Source organism: Pantoea sp. MHSD4 (genome assembly GCF_021043305.1).
Lineage (GTDB): Bacteria > Pseudomonadota > Gammaproteobacteria > Enterobacterales > Enterobacteriaceae > Pantoea > Pantoea eucalypti.
In genome coordinates this window covers 912727-930555 of record NZ_JAJNDH010000001.1, presented here as the reverse complement: position 1 = coordinate 930555, position 17829 = coordinate 912727, and the positions used below count along the sequence as shown (strand labels likewise).

Here is a 17829-nt window from a genome sequence, read left to right as displayed (position 1 = left end):
TGACCCGCTAGCGCTCTGATAAGAAAACCCGCCACGGCGGGTTTTTTATTACCTGAAAAGAGGGTTACGGCAGCGGAGTCTGTGCACCATGAATCGCCTGTAACGAGCCCTGCTCTATCGCCTGTTTATAGTGCTTACGACAGACGGAGATATAACTTTCGTTACCGCCAATCACGACCTGCTCACCTTCACTGAACGGTTTACCTTCACTATCCAGTCGCAGCACCATGCTGGCCTTGCGGCCGCAGTGACAGATAGTTTTAAGCTCAACCAGCTTATCAGCCCATGCCAGCAGATACTGACTGCCCACAAACAGTTCACCCCGGAAATCAGTTCGCAAGCCATAACAGAGCACAGGGATGTCCAGATCGTCCACGACATCAGAGAGCGCTTTGACCTGTTCCCGGGTCAGGAACTGACTCTCATCAACTAACACGCAGTGAATAGGCTGCACAGCATGTTCAGCAGCAATTTCACTGTAAAGTGCAGTCTCTGCATTGTAGAGCACAGCGGGAGACGAAAGTCCGATGCGGGAACTCACCTGCCCGGCACCAAAGCGATTATCGATCTCAGCGGTGTAGACCAGTGAACGCATGCCGCGCTCCTGATAGTTATAGGAAGATTGCAGCAGTGCAGTTGATTTCCCTGCATTCATGGCAGAGTAATAGAAATAGAGTTGGGCCATAGGAACGTATCTTCATCGGGACTGAACAGAATGGCGCACATATTAACACAAAGCGCAGGGAATACGTTGACGCCGATGGAGGAATAGAGCGGAATGCCCGCCCGCTTACCGTTAAAGGCAGTTTATGACGACCGTCAGGTGCGTCAGGAAAGAGAATAAGTTTTGCTTATTTTAACTGCAATGCAAGCAATGACATTTTTGTTACTGCCTTAAATACATTAAATTTATTTCATATCACACTAAGCGAAAATATTTTTCATTCGGCATAATTATGAATTATTCCCCCTCAGGTTATTTTAATTTCCAGCGTTATTAGCCGTGATCATTTTTTTTATGATTGAAGTTATTTAACGTCACCACTACTATTAGCGGGCAACACAACTTTCCCCTTATTCAGAGACCAGGACAATGAGCGAAGCACTAAAAGTTCTTAATAATATCCGTACGCTGCGCGCCCAGGCCAGAGAGTATTCCGTAGAAACACTGGAAGAGATGCTGGAAAAACTGGACGTGGTGGTAAAAGAACGCCGCGAAGAAGAGTCGCATTTTCAGGCAGAAAATGAAGAACGCACGCGTAAACTTAATCAGTATCGTGAAATGTTGCTGGCCGATGGAATCGACCCGAATGAACTGATTAACTCCCAGGCCGCGACTCCCCGAACTGCGGCAAAAGCTAAACGCTCAGTGCGCCCGGCTAAATATGCTTATACCGATGAAAAAGGTGAGTCCAGAACATGGACCGGTCAGGGACGTACACCTGCGGTGATCAAAATAGCACTGGAAGAACAGGGTAAAACGCTGGACGATTTTTTACTGAAACAGTAAACAGTGCCGCTACATTAGTATCAGCCTGATGCGCAAAAAAAAGGAAGCAGACGCTTCCTTTTTTCTTTAAATCAGACGCTGTAAAAATCCCGATACCAGTCAACGAATTTTTTAACGCCCTCTTCAACACCGGTCTGCGGTTTAAAACCAATGGCCTCAAACAACGCGCTTGTATCCGCACTGGTTTCCAGTACATCACCGGGTTGCATCGGCATCAGATTTTTATTCGCAGTAATACCCAGTGCTTTCTCAATCGCTTCGATATAGCTCATCAACGTAACAGGCTGACTATTACCAATGTTATAAACACGATATGGGGCTGAACTGGTTGCGGGTGAACCGGTTTCAACGGTCCAGTGATCATCCTTATGAGGTATAACATCCTGCAGCCGAACAATCGCTTCAGCAATATCGTCAATATAGGTAAAGTCGCGTTTCATCTGGCCCTGGTTATAAACATCTATCGCTTCACCGGCAATCATTGCGCGCGTGAATTTGAATAATGCCATATCCGGGCGGCCCCACGGCCCATAGACGGTAAAGAAGCGCAATCCGGTTGTCGGCAACTGATAAAGATGCGAGTAAGTATGCGACATGAGCTCATTGGCTTTTTTGGTCGCCGCATATAATGATACCGGATGATCAACGCTGTCTTCCGTTGAGAACGGCATCTTGCGGTTCAGACCATAAACTGAACTGGATGAAGCATAGAGCAGATGTTCAATTTTATGATGACGGCAGCCTTCAAGGATATTGAGGTGACCGATCAGATTAGCGTCTGCGTAGGCATGAGGGTTTTCGATGGAATACCTGACACCAGCCTGAGCGCCAAGGTGAATAACGCGCTGGAACCTGTTCTGGCCGAACAGTGATGCCATTGCATCACGGTCCGCCAGGTCCATCTCAATAAAGGTAAAACCTGGGTTGGCTTTAATTAAATTGAGACGGGCATGCTTGAGATTTACGTCATAATAATCATTCAGGTTGTCGATACCGACAACCTGGTGACCGGCGGCCAGCAGACGCTGACTAACATGAAAACCAATAAAGCCTGCGGCGCCGGTGACCAGAAAGTTCATAAATCCCTCGTTAATTATGCAGTTTGAATAGACGCTCCGCGGCCGATTGCATAATAAACGAAACCGCGTTTGCTGATACGCTCTGGATCATACAGGTTACGACCATCAAAAATCACGGCTTCTTTCAGCGCATTTTTGATAATGTCGAAGTCAGGCGCACGGAAGTTTTGCCACTCCGTACAGATGACCAGACCGTCTGCACCCTGCAGGGCTGCTTCTTTGGTCCCCATCAGCTTCAGATCGCTGCGGTGACCATAGATACGCTGCGCTTCGTCCATTGCTTCAGGGTCAAACGCCTGAACAGAAGCGCCCGCTTCCCACAGCGTTTCCATCAGCACACGGCTTGAGGCTTCACGCATGTCGTCCGTATTAGGCTTGAATGACAGACCCCAGAGTGCAAACGTTTTACCTTTCAGATCGTCGCCAAAATGACGCTTAATGAAGGTAGGCAGTTTATTTTTCTGGTTGTCATTCACATCTTCCACGGCCTGTAACAGACGTGGCTGATAGCCAATAGACTCCGCGGTACGGATCAACGCCTGCACATCTTTCGGGAAGCAGGAGCCGCCGTAGCCACAGCCAGGGTAGATAAAGTGGTAGCCAATGCGGGGATCTGAACCGATGCCCTGGCGTACTTTTTCAATATCCGCACCTAAACGTTCAGCCAGGTTAGACATCTCGTTCATAAAGCTGATTTTGGTTGCCAGCATGCAGTTAGCGGCATACTTAGTCAGCTCTGCGCTGCGGATATCCATCATGATCATGCGATCGTGGTTGCGGTTAAACGGCTCATAAAGCTCACGTAACAGCTCTACCACGTCGTCGTTGTCAGTACCGACAACGATACGCTCCGGACGCATGCAGTCATTAACTGCAGCACCCTCTTTCAGGAATTCCGGGTTTGAAACCACATCAAATGTGATGTTGGCATCACGCGCTTTCAGCGCTTCCGTCATTACCGCACGAACTTTGTCTGCTGTGCCAACCGGAACGGTTGATTTGTCGATAACCACTTTGTGATCGTTCATATGCTGCGCAATGGTGCGCGCTACGGCGGTCACATATTTCAGATCGGCAGAGCCGTCTTCATCCGGTGGAGTACCGACTGCAATAAACTGCATAACACCATGGTTTACGCCCAGCTCAGCATCAGTGCTGAACTTCAGACGACCCGCTTCGTAATTGGACATTACCAGCGGCGTTAAACCTGGTTCGAAAATAGGAATGATGCCTTTTTTCAGATTTTCGACTTTGTTTTCGTCGACATCAATGCAGAGAACGTCATGTCCGACTTCGGCTAACACCGCAGCCTGAACCAGACCGACATAGCCGATACCAAATACAGTGACTTTCATCGAGTTATCCTGTGTTTATGAATTACTTTTTGTTGCCAACTGCGCCATCGAGCCATTCAGAAAAATCTTTGCCCAATACCGGATGACGAACACCGTACTCAACGAAAGCCTGCATGTAGCCCAGCTTGTTACCGCAATCATGGCTCACGCCTTTCAGGTGGTAAGCTTCGACAGTCTCTTTTTCCATCAGCATGGCAATGGAGTCAGTGAGCTGAACTTCACCGCCTGCACCTGGAGGGGTTTTCGCCAGCAGTGGCCAGATCTCTGAAGAGAGAACATAACGACCGACTACAGCCAGGTTAGAAGGTGATTCTGACGCTTTAGGCTTCTCAACCACACCGACCATCGGCGCGCTGTCGCCTGGGTTCAGTTCTGCGCCCTGGCAATCAACAACACCATAAGCGGTCACATCGGCAACCGGCTCAACCATGATCTGGCTGCGGCCAGACTCTTCATAACGGCTCAGCATTTCTGCCAGGTTATCTTTGGTTGGATTGGATTCGTATTCGTCGATGATGACGTCTGGCAGGATAACGGCAAATGGCTCATCACCGATCAGTGGGTGTGCACACATCACTGCGTGACCCAGACCTTTGGCAATGCCCTGACGAACCTGCATGATGGTAACGTGTGGCGGGCAGATTGACTGGATTTCGTCCAGCAGCTGACGCTTAACACGTTTTTCCAGCATGGATTCCAGTTCGAAGCTGGTATCAAAGTGGTTTTCGATGGCATTTTTTGATGAATGCGTTACCAGCACAATTTCATTGATGCCAGCAGCGATACACTCGTTAACGACATACTGGATTAACGGCTTATCAACCAGCGGTAACATCTCTTTTGGAATCGCTTTGGTAGCCGGGAGCATACGCGTGCCCAAACCCGCTACCGGGATTACCGCTTTTTTTACTTTGGTATTATTGGCAGACATTAAGATACCTCTCTCATAGGCCGTTCAAGTTAATACTTGATATGTCGGTTTAAATTCGGAAATGAGTATATCAGCTAGTATCGAACGGATTTATCCTGGAAGGCATGAAACCGTCGAAATTAAGACTATTACCCAACTGTAAAGCTAAACTCTGGCCCTGTCCTCAGCACCAGAATCTTTCGTTTTTTAGCCCTTATTCTTCGGTCGACAGCATCAGCCGGATGCGCCCGCCCGCGCCCCACACATGGCATTGCCAGTTATCAGCACGCTGACTGATTTGGTTCAGATGGGTGCTGCCCATAGTGCCAAGAGGGACGCCATTGCTGAGCTGAATCTGATGGGTATGAACATGAAGTGTGGCGTTTAATCCGGCGGAAACCAGGATCAAGTTTTTTAAACCGCGGTGATAGTAACCAACCAGCAACGGGAACTGACCGCTGAGATTTGCCTGACGGAGTAACAGATTAACCTGTCTGAGCAATCCATTAAGCTCTGGCAGGCGCTGTTTTTGTCCGGTCAGCTGCTCCTGTAACAGACCATTGAACAGAGCCCGCAACAGCAACGCCGCCAGCACGCCATTGTCACCGGCGCGCGTGACGTCCAGACAGTAAAATGCCAGATCTTTATCGGAGAGCGCCGCGATATCAAGCACCAGTCCGGGCTGCTCAGCCATTGTCAGCTGGCGGTAGTTAACCCGACAGTTGGCAATCGTCTGTTGTACCGGAGGCTGGAGTTGCTTAAGCAGCTTGGCAGCCGCTTTGGGATCGCGAACCAGCGCATCCCAGTCCTGGAACAGTTGCTCATCCTCTTCCACTTTCGAGGTGAACATAGAGGGATAGAGACACTCATAGACCGCTTCACGGAAGCGTTCAAAGTTTTTCAGCGGTTTCAGCAGCACATCCTGCACCCCAAGACGCAGTACGTGAGCGATATCAGACATGTTTTCAGTGGCCGAAATGATTAAAATCGGCACCACATTGCCACGGGTGCGAATATGCTCAACAAACTGGATGCCGCTCATGCGAGGCATTTCCAGATCGCAGATAATCAGGTCGACAGTATGCTGTTGTAGTTGTGTAATTGCTTCCAGACCGTCTTCCGCTTGTAACGTCACAGCACCCATCGATAACAAAAATTGGTCCAGCAACGAACGGAAAACAGCCTCATCTTCGACAATGAGTATCTTTTTGCCGAGTAGTGGTTTTTCCATTCTTTCCCCCTGCGTACCAGATATTTCAATAGTGGTTCATAAAACGCAGTTGCGCCTTTCAGAATTGCCCGAAGTCACCGCTTTGAATGAACAACTTCATTATCTGCCACGGACCAGTGGTAATAGTTCATCCATTTTCTTCTCTACGGCCGCCCTGCCTGCCTCGATAGCCTCTTCAGCACGATGAAAGTCCAGCGTCGAAATTTGCGGACAGACCGGCTGTATTAAAACGTCGGGTGGATCGCCTGCCATACGGTTCATCTTCAGGCGATTCTCCAGCACCTGGATTGAGGTGGACATAATCTCCATCGCGCCAGGCGACTGAGATGCACGGCGCTGGGTGAAATTCACCAGGCGCTGTCGCAGTTTCCCACCCCAACTCAATGCCGCTGCTGCGGCTTCTTCTTCGCTGTTCTGAGGCGTAACGGAAAAGAGATCCTGTTGCATTAAATGCGCGTCATGCTGTAAATCAACGGCAATAACAATGTCTGCGCCCAGGGCTCGCGTCAGTGAGACTGGCACCGGATTGACCACGGCACCATCTACCAGCCAATACCCATTGTAGCCCACTGGTGGTAATAAACCTGGCATACTACAGGATGCACGCACGGCCTGATGTAAATCGCCCTCAGTGAGCCAGAGTTCACGACCGGTACTGAGGTTGGTCGCCACCACGCCAAAAGGTTTATGGCACTGCTCAATCGCATCGTTAGGGATAAGCTGACGAACATGGTTGAAAACCCGCTCGCCGCGTAAAAGTCCGCCACGCTGCCACGAGACATCCATCAGACGAATAACATCCCAGTAGCGGAATGCACTGACCCATTTCTGCATCAACGGCAAACGATTATTCACATAGGCAGACCCAACCAGTGCGCCGACTGAGCAACCTGCAACAACGTCAATCTCAATGCCAGCGCGCTCCAGGGCGTTGATCACACCAATGTGTGCCCATCCTTTGGCCGCTCCAGACCCCAGAGCCAATCCAATTTTTACTTTTCTCATTTGTATCTGGTCCTGCCGTCAATACGTAGCGTCACAACGTGGGGTCAGCTAACATAGCGCGCCTGTGAAATCGACTCATCATTCTCTGGAGATAATGTGTCAGAAACCTGCCCATGTTGTAGCGGAGAGCAGTATAGCGTATGTTGCGAGCCCTTTCTGCAGGGCAACCAAATTCCTTTTACAGCTGAACAACTTATGCGATCCCGTTATTGCGCTTATGTTCAGCATAATGCGGAGTATCTGGTTGCGACCTGGCATCCTGATAAACGCCATCCCGGCCTGTCAGGGCTTTTATCTGAAAGTTTCCCGGGTACCGTTTGGCTTAGCCTGAATGTAACCCGTTGTAATCATGGAAGCCATGAGAACGAAGCTTTCGTCACCTTTTTTGCGCGATACCGCGAGAACGACAACATTCATGCCATTCATGAGTGTTCACGCTTTCTTCGCGAGGATCAACGCTGGTACTATGTTGACGGTACAGCACCGCCCGTGGGGCGTAACGATCCCTGCCCATGTGGCAGTGGCAAAAAATACAAAAAATGTTGTGGTTAAGCTGATGGCTGCCCCAGCGGTTTACCCCTAATGCTTTGACAGGACTCTGATTGAGATGCAAGCGCAAACCATGCAAAGAAAAGTTTTACGAACCATTTGTCCCGATGCAAAAGGTCTGATCGCCAAAATCACCAATATTTGTTACAAGCACGAACTCAATATCGTGCAGAACAATGAGTTTGTTGATCATCGCACCGGGCGTTTTTTCATGCGCACCGAGCTGGAAGGGATTTTCAACGACAACACCCTGCTCGCCGATCTCGACAGCGCTCTGCCACAGGGTTCAGTGCGTGAACTGCACAGCGCCGGTCGTCGTCGCGTAGTGATTCTGGTCACCAAAGAAGCGCACTGCCTGGGCGACCTGTTAATGAAGAGCGCCTTTGGCGGCCTGGATATGGAGATCGCGGCAGTCGTCGGTAATCACGATACGCTGCGTTCGCTGGTTGAGCGTTTCGATATTCCCTTTGTGCTGGTGAGTCATGAGGGTCTGACGCGGGAAGAGCACGATAACCGCATGGTGGAAGAGATTGATCGCTATCAGCCCGACTACGTGGTGCTGGCAAAATATATGCGTGTCCTGACGCCTGCTTTTGTGCAGCGTTATCCGAACCAGATCATCAATATTCACCACTCGTTCCTGCCCGCCTTTATCGGTGCCCGCCCTTATCACCAGGCTTATGAGCGTGGCGTGAAGATCATCGGTGCCACCGCGCACTATGTGAATGACAATCTCGATGAAGGCCCCATCATCATGCAGGATGTGATCAACGTCGATCACAGCTACACCGCTGATGAGATGATGCGCGCCGGTCGCGACGTAGAAAAGAATGTTCTGAGCAACGCACTCTACAAAGTTCTGGGGCAGCGCGTCTTCGTTTATGGCAATCGCACGATTATTCTTTAATCAGCCAGCGTGCTGAATTGTCTGCAGATTCAGCGCTACGCGTAAAAAGTGGGCAAACAGATGTTGTTTTGCCAGTGGGCGCTTTACACCTTTATCGCATTTGGTATGATGCGCCCCGCTTTAAGAGAGAAAGATTCAGGCCATGGTGGGATTCCCGAGCGGCCAAAGGGAGCAGACTGTAAATCTGCCGTCACAGACTTCGAAGGTTCGAATCCTTCTCCCACCACCATCTGAATCTGAAACATCTTAAGCCACGTCAATATATCCCTGGTGGGATTCCCGAGCGGCCAAAGGGAGCAGACTGTAAATCTGCCGTCACAGACTTCGAAGGTTCGAATCCTTCTCCCACCACCATCCTGCATATCGCACACGAATCCCAAAAAACTACCCAAGCTTCCTTTTCTGCGGGGAGAGGGATGAGAACCTTCGATCAAGGTTCGTGTCGAGCATTGCGAGACAACGCGCTTCAGCGCGGCCCGCAGGGTGAGGCGCAACGCGCCGAATAATCCTTCTCCCACCACCATTCTGCATATCGCACATGAATCCCAAAAAACTACCCAAGCTTCCTGTTCTGCGGGGAGAGGGATGAGAACCTTCGATTAAGGTTCGTGTCGAGCATCGCGAGACAACGCGCTTCAGCGCGGCCCGCAGGGTGAGGCGCAACGCGCCGAATAATCCTTCTCCCACCACCATTCTGCAAATCGCACACGAATCCCAAAAAACTACCCAAGCTTCCTGTTCTGCGGGGAGAGGGATGAGAACATTCGATTAAGGTTCGTGTGCAGCATCGCGCTTCTGCGCTACCCGATAATTCCTTACCCGCTTTCGACCAATCTTCCCCTGTTCTGCCATGACTTTATGCATAAAAATCGTTACCATCTCCGGCTATCACTTGCTGAACAATGGTCGATCTCATGAAATTTGTTTCATTTAACATCAATGGGTTGCGCGCCCGCCCGCACCAGCTTCAGGCGCTTGTCGAACAGCATCAGCCCGATGTGATCGGTCTGCAGGAAACCAAAGTTCATGATGACATGTTCCCGCTGGAAGAGGTGTCAAAGCTCGGTTATCACGTCTTCTATCATGGACAGAAAGGCCATTATGGCGTGGCATTGCTCACCAAAGCTCAGCCCGTGTCGGTCAGTCGGGGATTTCCGGATGATGACGAAGAATCCCAGCGCCGTCTGATCGTCGCGGAAATTCCCAGCCCGATTGGCGATATCACCGTAATTAACGGCTATTTCCCACAGGGAGAAAGTCGTGACCATCCCACAAAATTTCCGGCTAAAGAGAAATTCTACCGCGATCTGCAACGTCTGCTGACCGACGATCTGCCTGCTGATAAGCCGGTTCTGATTATGGGCGACATGAATATCAGCAGCACCGATTTGGATATTGGTATTGGTGAGGATAACCGTAAGCGCTGGCTGCGCACCGGCAAATGCTCATTCCTGCCGGAAGAGCGCGAATGGATGGATCGCCTGCTGAGCTGGGGACTGGTTGATACCTGGCGTGAGCACAATCCGGAAGTGGCGGACCGTTTCTCATGGTTCGATTACCGTTCGAAAGGGTTTGATGATAATCGCGGGTTACGTATTGATCTGGTGCTGGTAAGTAAAAACCTGGCGTCACACTGCGTCGAGACCGGCATTGATTATGCTATCCGGAGCATGGAGAAACCTTCTGACCATGCACCCATCTGGTCAACCTTCCGCTTTTAACTGACGGTCGCGTGGCAGAGCGCCACGCGACGGCTATTTGACGATCTTCCAGAGCAGGTTGTTGGTGCCAATGGAGTGTTCATCACGGGTGCATTGCAGTAACACACCCTCTGATTTCACCACCGCACCTTCCGTATAATTACGGTTCTCAAAGATACAGCAGCGAAGACAGTCTGGCTGACGTCGCTCAGCCTGCGTCCAGGCTTCGGGGGGGATATCTACTACCACGTCAGTATTCCCACCGCTGTTACCCTGTGGTGGCATCGACTGATAACGACTGTTCGCCTGCGCTGCGCTGGTCGCCAGCGTCAGGGCGATGACCAGTAATACTGAATAACGCCTCATTCCGTCTCCTTCACTTTACGCCTGGTTTTGCGCACCGGACGTTTCTGTCCGGTGGACGGTAATCCCCGAAATGCATGCGCCGCAGGCTGCTGTCGCGCCTGCTGGATAAGCGTCGTTAAGGTCTGCACCAGCGGCTGCATGAACTCATCATAGCGGCAGGCCTTTTCACTGATACGCGTCAGTGTCGATTCCCACTGCGCGGTCATATCCGGGCGGGCAGCCAGATCGGGCAACGAGTGAATCAGGGCACGTCCGGCATCAGTCGAATTGATGTAACGGCCCTTCTTCACCAGGAAGCCACGACGAAACAGTAATTCGATAATGCCGGCGCGTGTGGCTTCCGTTCCTAAACCATCGGTCGCACGCAGCACTTTCTTTAATTCTTTATCCTGGACAAAACGGGCAATACCGGTCATGGCGGAAAGAATGGTGGCATCGGTAAACGGGCGCGGCGGTTGTGTCTGCTTCGCCAGCACCTCGCCCCGCTCGCACAGAAGCTCATCCCCTTTTGCCACCACCGGCAGCGGCATACCATCATTCTCTTCATCCCGCTCTTTACTGCCCAGCAGCGCGCGCCAGCCTGCTTCTGCAAGAAAACGCGCTTTCGCCACGAATTTTCCGCCCGCAATATCAAGGTCGATGACGCATTTGCGGAACACGGAATCGGGGCAGAACTGCATCAGATACTGGCGCGCCACCAGCTCATAAATATTCTGCTCGTTTTCACTGAGCTTAACCGCGCTGGAACGCGCCGTGGGGATAATGGCGTGGTGGGCATCCACTTTTTTATCGTCCCAGCAGCGGTTTCTGCGATCGGCATCGAAGTCTCCGGGCGGGATCAGCTGCGACTGATGGGCTTGTATCGCCTTTAATACCGCATGTCTACCGGCAAAATGCTCTTCCGGCAGGTAGCGGCTGTCTGAGCGGGGATAGGTAATCAGTTTATGCGTTTCATAGAGCCGCTGGCAGGTATCCAGCACCGTCTGCGCACTCAGCCCGTAGCGTTTAGCCGCTTCAATTTGCAGGCTGGAGAGGGAGAATGGCAGCGGAGCCACCTCATTTTCACGCTTATCACTGTAAGCGGTGACGGTTGCAGGCTGGCCGGTAATGCGCGCCACCACATGATCGGCCAGCGCACGCTTGAGCAGACGGCCTTCTTCATCCTGCCACGGCTCACAGGCTTCGCTGGGGATCCAGCTGGCGATAAACTGAGTGCCATCAGGCGTGATAATATGGGCCTTCACTTCGAAGTAATCTTTCGGCACGAAGTTTTCGATCTCTTCATCGCGCCGGACGACCAGCCCCAGCACCGGCGTCTGTACGCGGCCAACCGACAGCACACCGTCATAGCCCGCATTACGCCCGAGAAGTGTCCAGGCACGGGTCATGTTAATACCGTAGAGCCAGTCAGCACGCGCGCGGGCCAGCGCGGAAACGCATAACGGGATAAACTCGCGATTCTCACGCAGGCGGTTTACCGCCCGGTCCACCGCCTGAGGATTGAGATCGTTGATCAGGCAGCGCTGCACGTTTTTACGTTTTTCTGGTGGCAGATTCAGGTAATCGAGTACCTCATCCACCAGCAACTGCCCTTCCCGATCCGGGTCACCGGCATGCACCACTTCGCTCGCCTGCGCCAGCAATCCCTCAACCACTTTCAGCTGCTTCGCGACCGAGGGACGAGGTTTAAGCTGCCACTTTTCCGGAATGATCGGCAGATCGGCCAGCGACCAGCGCGCATAACGGCTGTCATAACTGTCGGGTTGTGCCTGCTCCAGAAGATGGCCTACGCACCAGGTGACGATCTGATCGTTGCCGCAGGCAATGAAGCCATCACCGCGTCGATGCGGTTTCGGTAATACATCCGCGATAGCACGCCCAAGGCTCGGTTTTTCCGCAATAAACAAACGCATTGAATCAGGTAATCCTTAACATCAGGGGAACACGTTGATAACCGGTTATTCGCTGTCGGTTTGCATCTCGCGGGCTATGTTAGCCTGGCTGCTCTTCTGGCGTAAGCGTGATACGCGGTGTTAGCGATCGTTCGCACAGGAACCGTGCAAAAGGCAGGGCTGAAGAGCACCCTGCCCGAACCCGCAGACAATCAGAAGTAACGGACGAAAGGCGCAGTGTCTGGCGGGAGCACAGTAGTGCTGGATTTCAGTTGCGGGGTGCCCAGATAGAGAAAGCCGACGATAGCATCCTGCTCGCGGCAGCCAAAGGCCTGGCGTACCTGCTCGTCATCGGTCCAGGCTCCACTGCGCCAGATACCGTTGAAGCCCTGGGCCACGGCCGCCATCTGCATCGCCATCACGGCACAGCTTGCCGAGGCGATCTGTTCCCAGCGCGGCACTTTATGGTGCTCTTCACAATGCGCCACTACCGTGATGATCATCGGCGCGCGAAACGGTGCCTGGCTCGCTTTGTTAATCGCCTTTTCATCCAGCTGATTATCGCGGGCTGCTTTCTCCAGCAGCTGGCTCATCCGGTCGCGTCCCTCATTTTCTACAATGATAAAACGCCAGGGCTGCAGCGTCCCATGATCCGGTGCGCGCATGCCAGCCCGCAGAATGTTTTCCAGCGCGTCACCTGCCGGTGCCGGCTCGGTCAGGCGTGAGGCCGAACGTCGGTTGACCAGTAATTCAAGTGCGTCCATGTTTCTCTCCCGATCTCTGTAATGTGGCCGTTATCCTGGCACAGGCAGATTTTTTGTAACAGTGCACAGTGATTTCCTGCTGACTTTTAACACGCCGCTCTTTAGGATGAGCTCGTCGGGGAAGTCTGGTCCGCGCGGCGGCCACTTCCTGCTACATATTTATGGAGAGTCTGATGCGCACATTGTGGCGAATAATTGCAGGTCTGTTCCGCTGGAGCTGGCGGGTATTGAATTTTATCAGGGAATTTATTCTGAATATTTTCCTGATTTTGTTGATTGTGGTGTGTGCAGGGATCTGGCTGCAGGTCAGCGGATCGGGCGGCAGTTCAGCGCCGGTTCAGCAAGGCGCACTGAAAGTCGATCTCAGCGGCGTACTGGTGGATAAACCCTCAGTGAGCAATCGTCTGAGTAAAATCGGCCGCCAGCTGCTGGGTGCCAGCAGTGACCGTTTACAGGAAAATTCGCTGTTTGATGTGGTCGACGCGATTCGCCAGGCAAAAGGCGACAGCAACATTAAAGGCATCGTGCTGGATTTACGCGAATTTGCCGGCGGTGATCAGCCTTCTCTGCAATATGTCGGAAAAGCATTACGGGAATTCCGTGACAGCGGTAAGCCGATTTATGCACTGGGCGACAGCTACAGCCAGGCGCAGTACTACCTTGCCAGCTACGCCACTAAAATCTATCTGTCGCCGCAGGGCGGCGTGGATCTGCATGGTTTCGCCACCAACGGGCTTTACTACAAAACGCTGCTGGATAAGCTGAAAGTCACCTCACACGTTTTCCGTGTCGGGACTTATAAATCCGCGGTAGAACCGTTCCTGCGTGACGATATGTCCCCTGCTGCACGGGATGCTGACAGCCGCTGGGTCGGTCAGCTGTGGCAGAATTACCTGAACACCGTGGCGGCCAATCGTCAGATTACGCCTGAGCAACTCTTCCCGGGCGCAGCGGCAATCATTGCCGGATTGAACGCGGTGAAAGGCGATACCGCGCAATATGCACTGGACAATAAGCTGGTTGATACGCTGGGTTCCCGTGCAGCAGCGGATGAAGAACTGATAAAGACCTTTGGTCTGGATAAGCAGAGCAATGATTATCGCAGCGTCAGCATTTATGACTACAGCGTGAAACCGGCTGGTTCTCAGCAGGATGGCAACATCGCCGTCGTCATGGCCAGCGGAGCCATCATGGATGGCGAAGAGACGCCGGGCAACGTCGGTGGCGACACCACGGCAGCTCAGATTCGCGATGCGCGTCTTGATCCGAAAATCAAAGCGATCATTCTGCGGGTAAACAGCCCGGGCGGCAGCGTCACGGCTTCTGAAGCCATTCGTGAAGAGCTGGCAGCGGCTCAGGCCGCGGGCAAGCCGATTGTGGTTTCAATGGGCGGTATGGCGGCATCCGGTGGTTACTGGATCTCAACACCCGCCAGCTACATCGTGGCGAACCCGAGCACGCTAACCGGCTCGATTGGTATCTTTGGCGTGATCAATACGCTGGAGAACAGTCTGGACAGCATTGGCGTGCACACAGATGGTGTCGCGACCTCCCCGCTGGCGGATATCTCTACCACCAAAGCGTTGCCAGCCGAAGTTCAGCAGATGATGCAGCTGACCATCGAAAATGGCTACCGCAACTTTGTGGGTCTGGTGGCGAAGTCGCGTCACAAAACACCAGAGCAGATTGATGCCATTGCCCAGGGCCACGTCTGGACCGGCAGCGATGCAAAAGCCAATGGTCTGGTTGATGCGCTGGGTGACTTTGATGATGCCGTGAAGAAAGCAGGCGAGCTGGCGAAAGTCGATAAACCTATGCTGAGCTGGTATCAGGATGACCCGAGCTTCCTGGATATGATGCTGAGCCAGATGAACGCGTCTGTGCAGGCAGTATTGCCGGATACGCTGAAAGCCTGGCTGCCAGCGCCGATGCTGGATGTGATAAGTGCCATGAAAGCCCAGCCGGGTCTGTTTGATAAGCAAAACGATCCTCAGAACCGTTACGCCTTCTGCCTGAACTGCGGCGAAGTGCGATAAACCTCTCAGCCCGGCCGCTGGTCGGGCTGCTTTTCCCCGCTATTCCCCTTATACTGCGCGTTTTATGGCGAGTCTGAGTTCTCTGATGCAAAAGAAAAATATCTATGTAGCCTACACTGGCGGGACAATCGGTATGCAACGCTCGGCGCAGGGCTATATTCCGGTCTCCGGACACCTGCAGCAGCAGCTGGCAAACATGCCTGAGTTCCACCGCCCTGAGATGCCTGATTTCACTATTCACGAATATCAGCCGCTTATCGACTCTTCCGACATGACACCGGAAGACTGGCAGTCTATTGCCGAAGATATTCGCCAAAATTACGATCGCTACGATGGTTTTGTGATTTTGCATGGCACGGACACCATGGCGTTTACCGCTTCAGCCCTCTCTTTTATGCTGGAGAATCTGGCTAAGCCGGTAATTGTGACCGGGTCGCAGATTCCACTGGCTGAGCTGCGCTCAGATGGCCAGCAAAATCTGTTAAATTCGCTTTATGTCGCGGCTAACTATCCGATCAGCGAAGTATCACTGTTTTTTAATAACACCCTTTATCGCGGCAACCGTACGACCAAGGCCCACGCTGACGGCTTTAATGCCTTTGCTTCGCCAAACCTTTCTGCGCTGCTGGAAGCGGGCATTCATATTCGCCGCCTCAATACGCCACCCGCCCCGTCCGGTCAGGGCGAGCTCAGGGTCCACACGATTACGCCTCAGCCTATTGGTGTGGTCACCATCTATCCTGGGATTTCAGCAGACGTTGTGCGCAACTTCCTGCGTCAGCCGGTGAAAGCGTTGATCCTGCGTTCTTACGGCGTGGGTAACGCACCGCAAAACAAAGAATTCCTTGCTGAACTGCAGCAGGCCAGCGAGCGCGGCATCGTGGTGGTGAACCTCACTCAGTGTATTTCTGGCAAAGTGAATATGGGCGGATACGCTACCGGCAATGCACTGGAACATGCTGGCGTAATCAGCGGATTCGACCTCACTGTAGAAGCAGCATTGACCAAATTACACTTTTTACTCAGCCAGGATCTGTCGGCCGATCAAATCCGTGCAAGAATGCAGCAGAATCTGCGCGGTGAACTGACTGAAGACTGAAACGGAGCGACAAATAATGAAGCGGGCACTCATCATTATTGATATCCAGAACGATTTTTGCCCAGGCGGCCCAATGGCCGTTCATGAGGGTGATCACACTGTCGAGGTGGCAAATCGTTACGCACGCATGTTCCGTGAAAACGGTGAGTGCGTTCTGGCCCTGCAGGACTGGCACCCGGCCGATCACGGCAGTTTTGCCTCGATCTCAGGCGAACCGGTTTACACCCTGGGCGAATTAAATGGTCTGGCGCAGATCTGGTGGCCCGATCACGGTATTCAGGGCTCAGCGGGCGCAGATTTTCATCCCGGTCTGGATCGCTCGCTGTTTGATGCGACATTCCACAAAGGCGAAGATCATGATGTCGACAGCTACAGCGCCTTTTTTGACAACGGTCATCGCCGTAAAACCGAACTGGACAGCTGGCTGCGTGAGCGTGGCATTACCCATCTGGTGATGCTGGGGCTGGCGACGGACTACTGCGTGAAATATAGCGTACTGGATGCGCTGGAGCTGGGGTATCACGTTGAGGTGGTCAAAGAGGGTTGCCGCGGAGTGAATCTGAATCCAGAGGACAGTGAGATCGCCTTCGCACAGATGACCGCTCAGGGCGCTATTTTGATTTAAAGATAGAGCTGGCTCGACGCCAGCTCTATTTCGTGCAGATTAGTGCAGATGAATCCGTGTTACATCCGGGTCGATGCCGAACTCTTCTTTCAGTTCTTTTTTCGACTTCATCACCATCTCGCCACCTTTACCGATGGTCATATGCTGTGGCGCGTCGTTGTGCCTTGCCTGCCACATCATTACCAGTTGCAGGCAGTTGTCACGCTGCTCCTGAGTCAGCGCCACACCATCCGGCCACTTACCAATCTCAACCGCCGTCGCCAGCCGCTGATAAACTTCAGGTGTCATTGACGCAAGCATTGCTTCAAGTTGTTCCTTCATTGCCGTTACCCTTTGGTCTGTTCACCCTGCTCGTCGGTAAAATTCAATGAGGCGGAGTTAACACAGTAGCGTTCGCCAGTCGGTTGCGGGCCATCGGGGAAGACGTGCCCCAGATGCGCATCACAACTGCCACAGCGGATCTCAACACGCTGCATGCCATGTGAATTATCTTCGATGTAACGAATCGCATCATCACTTACTGGCTGATAAAAACTGGGCCAGCCACAGCCAGAATCATACTTGGTCTCAGAGAGAAAGAGTGGCGCCTCACAGACCAGGCAGTGGTAGATCCCTTCCTGCTTGTTGTGGAGCAGTGCGCCGCTGTAAGGCGGTTCCGTTCCGCGCTGCTGTGTCACATAACGCTGCATCTCTGTCAGCTCGGCGATTTTTGCGTCGGTTGCGGTGTCTTTAGCCATTTTAAGATTCCGGGGAAGTGCCATTCTGAAAAATTCGACTATTATTCTAACAAATGATCAACAT

The 17829-nt window shown here is 52.4% G+C and carries 18 protein-coding genes, 2 tRNA genes and 2 other RNA genes; 11 read left to right on the top strand and 11 right to left on the bottom strand.

Going from position 1 to position 17829, the window contains the following annotated elements; translation table 11 throughout:
- Positions 1-64: 64 nt before the first annotated feature.
- Positions 65-685, bottom strand: a complete 621-nt coding sequence (tdk, locus tag LQK91_RS04285; RefSeq protein WP_003852240.1) for a thymidine kinase — start codon at positions 683-685, stop codon at positions 65-67.
- 408 nt (positions 686-1093) lie between these two features.
- Between tdk and hns the strand changes: the two genes are divergently transcribed.
- Positions 1094-1510: a histone-like nucleoid-structuring protein H-NS gene (gene hns, locus LQK91_RS04280; RefSeq protein ID WP_105099127.1), complete on the top strand. Its 417-nt coding sequence runs from the start codon at positions 1094-1096 to the stop codon at positions 1508-1510.
- A gap of 71 nt (positions 1511-1581) precedes the next feature.
- Here the strand turns inward: hns and LQK91_RS04275 are convergent, their stop codons facing one another.
- From LQK91_RS04275 to rssA, 5 genes are all read right to left on the bottom strand, one after another.
- Positions 1582-2589 carry an NAD-dependent epimerase gene (locus LQK91_RS04275; RefSeq protein ID WP_105099126.1) on the bottom strand — a complete coding sequence of 336 codons (1008 nt, stop codon included), beginning with the start codon at positions 2587-2589 and terminating at the stop codon, positions 1582-1584.
- 14 nt (positions 2590-2603) lie between these two features.
- The gene (locus LQK91_RS04270) at positions 2604-3944 is read right to left on the bottom strand and encodes a UDP-glucose dehydrogenase family protein (protein WP_003852248.1); all 1341 of its coding nucleotides are present in this window, start codon (positions 3942-3944) and stop codon (positions 2604-2606) included.
- A gap of 22 nt (positions 3945-3966) precedes the next feature.
- The gene (galU, locus tag LQK91_RS04265; RefSeq protein WP_008925296.1) at positions 3967-4875 is read right to left on the bottom strand and encodes a UTP--glucose-1-phosphate uridylyltransferase GalU; all 909 of its coding nucleotides are present in this window, start codon (positions 4873-4875) and stop codon (positions 3967-3969) included.
- A 193-nt stretch (positions 4876-5068) separates the two neighbouring features.
- Positions 5069-6085: a two-component system response regulator RssB gene (gene rssB / locus LQK91_RS04260; protein ID WP_003852251.1), complete on the bottom strand. Its 1017-nt coding sequence runs from the start codon at positions 6083-6085 to the stop codon at positions 5069-5071.
- A gap of 99 nt (positions 6086-6184) precedes the next feature.
- On the bottom strand, positions 6185-7090 hold the full coding sequence (rssA, locus tag LQK91_RS04255; RefSeq protein WP_003852252.1) for a patatin-like phospholipase RssA: 906 nt from the start codon (positions 7088-7090) through the stop codon (positions 6185-6187).
- A 96-nt stretch (positions 7091-7186) separates the two neighbouring features.
- Here rssA and LQK91_RS04250 point away from each other — a divergent pair, with 96 nt between their 5' ends.
- From LQK91_RS04250 to xthA, 7 genes are all read left to right on the top strand, one after another.
- On the top strand, positions 7187-7642 hold the full coding sequence (locus tag LQK91_RS04250; RefSeq protein ID WP_071591703.1) for a YchJ family protein: 456 nt from the start codon (positions 7187-7189) through the stop codon (positions 7640-7642).
- Between the two features lie 55 nt (positions 7643-7697).
- Positions 7698-8546: a formyltetrahydrofolate deformylase gene (gene purU, locus LQK91_RS04245; RefSeq protein ID WP_003852258.1), complete on the top strand. Its 849-nt coding sequence runs from the start codon at positions 7698-7700 to the stop codon at positions 8544-8546.
- 144 nt (positions 8547-8690) lie between these two features.
- Positions 8691-8775 (top strand) — tRNA-Tyr (locus LQK91_RS04240).
- Between the two features lie 40 nt (positions 8776-8815).
- Positions 8816-8900: transfer RNA gene (locus LQK91_RS04235), tRNA-Tyr, on the top strand.
- Positions 8901-8941: 41 nt separating this feature from the next.
- Positions 8942-9069, top strand: a non-coding RNA gene (locus LQK91_RS04230) — RtT sRNA.
- A 41-nt stretch (positions 9070-9110) separates the two neighbouring features.
- Positions 9111-9238, top strand: a non-coding RNA gene (locus LQK91_RS04225) — RtT sRNA.
- 222 nt (positions 9239-9460) lie between these two features.
- Complete coding sequence (xthA, locus tag LQK91_RS04220; RefSeq protein ID WP_105099282.1) at positions 9461-10267, top strand: exodeoxyribonuclease III; 807 nt, start codon at positions 9461-9463, stop codon at positions 10265-10267.
- A gap of 33 nt (positions 10268-10300) precedes the next feature.
- On the opposite strand, the gene LQK91_RS04215 is transcribed toward xthA, so the two are convergent.
- From LQK91_RS04215 to LQK91_RS04205, 3 genes are all read right to left on the bottom strand, one after another.
- The gene (locus LQK91_RS04215) at positions 10301-10612 is read right to left on the bottom strand and encodes a DUF1496 domain-containing protein (protein ID WP_008925299.1); all 312 of its coding nucleotides are present in this window, start codon (positions 10610-10612) and stop codon (positions 10301-10303) included.
- Complete coding sequence (locus LQK91_RS04210) at positions 10609-12525, bottom strand: DNA topoisomerase III (RefSeq protein WP_105099125.1); 1917 nt, start codon at positions 12523-12525, stop codon at positions 10609-10611. The genes LQK91_RS04215 and LQK91_RS04210 overlap by 4 nt, the downstream gene beginning before the upstream one ends.
- A gap of 191 nt (positions 12526-12716) precedes the next feature.
- Positions 12717-13268, bottom strand: a complete 552-nt coding sequence (locus LQK91_RS04205) for an NAD(P)H nitroreductase (RefSeq protein WP_008925301.1) — start codon at positions 13266-13268, stop codon at positions 12717-12719.
- Positions 13269-13441: 173 nt separating this feature from the next.
- Between LQK91_RS04205 and sppA the strand changes: the two genes are divergently transcribed.
- The 3 genes from sppA to pncA all read left to right on the top strand — a co-directional run bounded on the left by sppA (position 13442) and on the right by pncA (position 17028).
- Positions 13442-15304, top strand: coding sequence for a signal peptide peptidase SppA (gene sppA / locus LQK91_RS04200; protein WP_105099124.1), 1863 nt, complete (start codon positions 13442-13444; stop codon positions 15302-15304).
- A gap of 85 nt (positions 15305-15389) precedes the next feature.
- A complete protein-coding gene (ansA, locus tag LQK91_RS04195) occupies positions 15390-16403 on the top strand; it encodes an asparaginase (RefSeq protein ID WP_008925303.1) in 1014 nt (337 codons plus the stop codon).
- A 16-nt stretch (positions 16404-16419) separates the two neighbouring features.
- The gene (pncA, locus tag LQK91_RS04190; RefSeq protein WP_003852752.1) at positions 16420-17028 is read left to right on the top strand and encodes a bifunctional nicotinamidase/pyrazinamidase; all 609 of its coding nucleotides are present in this window, start codon (positions 16420-16422) and stop codon (positions 17026-17028) included.
- 39 nt (positions 17029-17067) lie between these two features.
- Here the strand turns inward: pncA and LQK91_RS04185 are convergent, their stop codons facing one another.
- On the bottom strand, positions 17068-17349 hold the full coding sequence (locus LQK91_RS04185; RefSeq protein WP_003852750.1) for a YeaC family protein: 282 nt from the start codon (positions 17347-17349) through the stop codon (positions 17068-17070).
- Positions 17350-17354: 5 nt separating this feature from the next.
- Positions 17355-17765: a peptide-methionine (R)-S-oxide reductase MsrB gene (msrB, locus tag LQK91_RS04180; RefSeq protein WP_003852748.1), complete on the bottom strand. Its 411-nt coding sequence runs from the start codon at positions 17763-17765 to the stop codon at positions 17355-17357.
- Positions 17766-17829 lie beyond the last annotated feature (64 nt).

Bases quoted from the DNA above. Each gene is read 5' to 3' on its own strand.
- tdk (WP_003852240.1), bottom strand. From the start codon at position 685: ATGGCCCAACTCTATTTCTATTACTCTGCCATGAATGCAGGGAAATCA.
- hns (WP_105099127.1), top strand. From the start codon at position 1,094: ATGAGCGAAGCACTAAAAGTTCTTAATAATATCCGTACGCTGCGCGCC.
- LQK91_RS04275 (WP_105099126.1), bottom strand. From the start codon at position 2,589: ATGAACTTTCTGGTCACCGGCGCCGCAGGCTTTATTGGTTTTCATGTT.
- LQK91_RS04270 (WP_003852248.1), bottom strand. From the start codon at position 3,944: ATGAAAGTCACTGTATTTGGTATCGGCTATGTCGGTCTGGTTCAGGCT.
- galU (WP_008925296.1), bottom strand. From the start codon at position 4,875: ATGTCTGCCAATAATACCAAAGTAAAAAAAGCGGTAATCCCGGTAGCG.
- rssB (WP_003852251.1), bottom strand. From the start codon at position 6,085: ATGGAAAAACCACTACTCGGCAAAAAGATACTCATTGTCGAAGATGAG.
- rssA (WP_003852252.1), bottom strand. From the start codon at position 7,090: ATGAGAAAAGTAAAAATTGGATTGGCTCTGGGGTCTGGAGCGGCCAAA.
- purU (WP_003852258.1), top strand. From the start codon at position 7,698: ATGCAAGCGCAAACCATGCAAAGAAAAGTTTTACGAACCATTTGTCCC.
- xthA (WP_105099282.1), top strand. From the start codon at position 9,461: ATGAAATTTGTTTCATTTAACATCAATGGGTTGCGCGCCCGCCCGCAC.
- LQK91_RS04215 (WP_008925299.1), bottom strand. From the start codon at position 10,612: ATGAGGCGTTATTCAGTATTACTGGTCATCGCCCTGACGCTGGCGACC.
- LQK91_RS04210 (WP_105099125.1), bottom strand. From the start codon at position 12,525: ATGCGTTTGTTTATTGCGGAAAAACCGAGCCTTGGGCGTGCTATCGCG.
- LQK91_RS04205 (WP_008925301.1), bottom strand. From the start codon at position 13,268: ATGGACGCACTTGAATTACTGGTCAACCGACGTTCGGCCTCACGCCTG.
- sppA (WP_105099124.1), top strand. From the start codon at position 13,442: ATGCGCACATTGTGGCGAATAATTGCAGGTCTGTTCCGCTGGAGCTGG.
- ansA (WP_008925303.1), top strand. From the start codon at position 15,390: ATGCAAAAGAAAAATATCTATGTAGCCTACACTGGCGGGACAATCGGT.
- pncA (WP_003852752.1), top strand. From the start codon at position 16,420: ATGAAGCGGGCACTCATCATTATTGATATCCAGAACGATTTTTGCCCA.
- LQK91_RS04185 (WP_003852750.1), bottom strand. From the start codon at position 17,349: ATGAAGGAACAACTTGAAGCAATGCTTGCGTCAATGACACCTGAAGTT.
- msrB (WP_003852748.1), bottom strand. From the start codon at position 17,765: ATGGCTAAAGACACCGCAACCGACGCAAAAATCGCCGAGCTGACAGAG.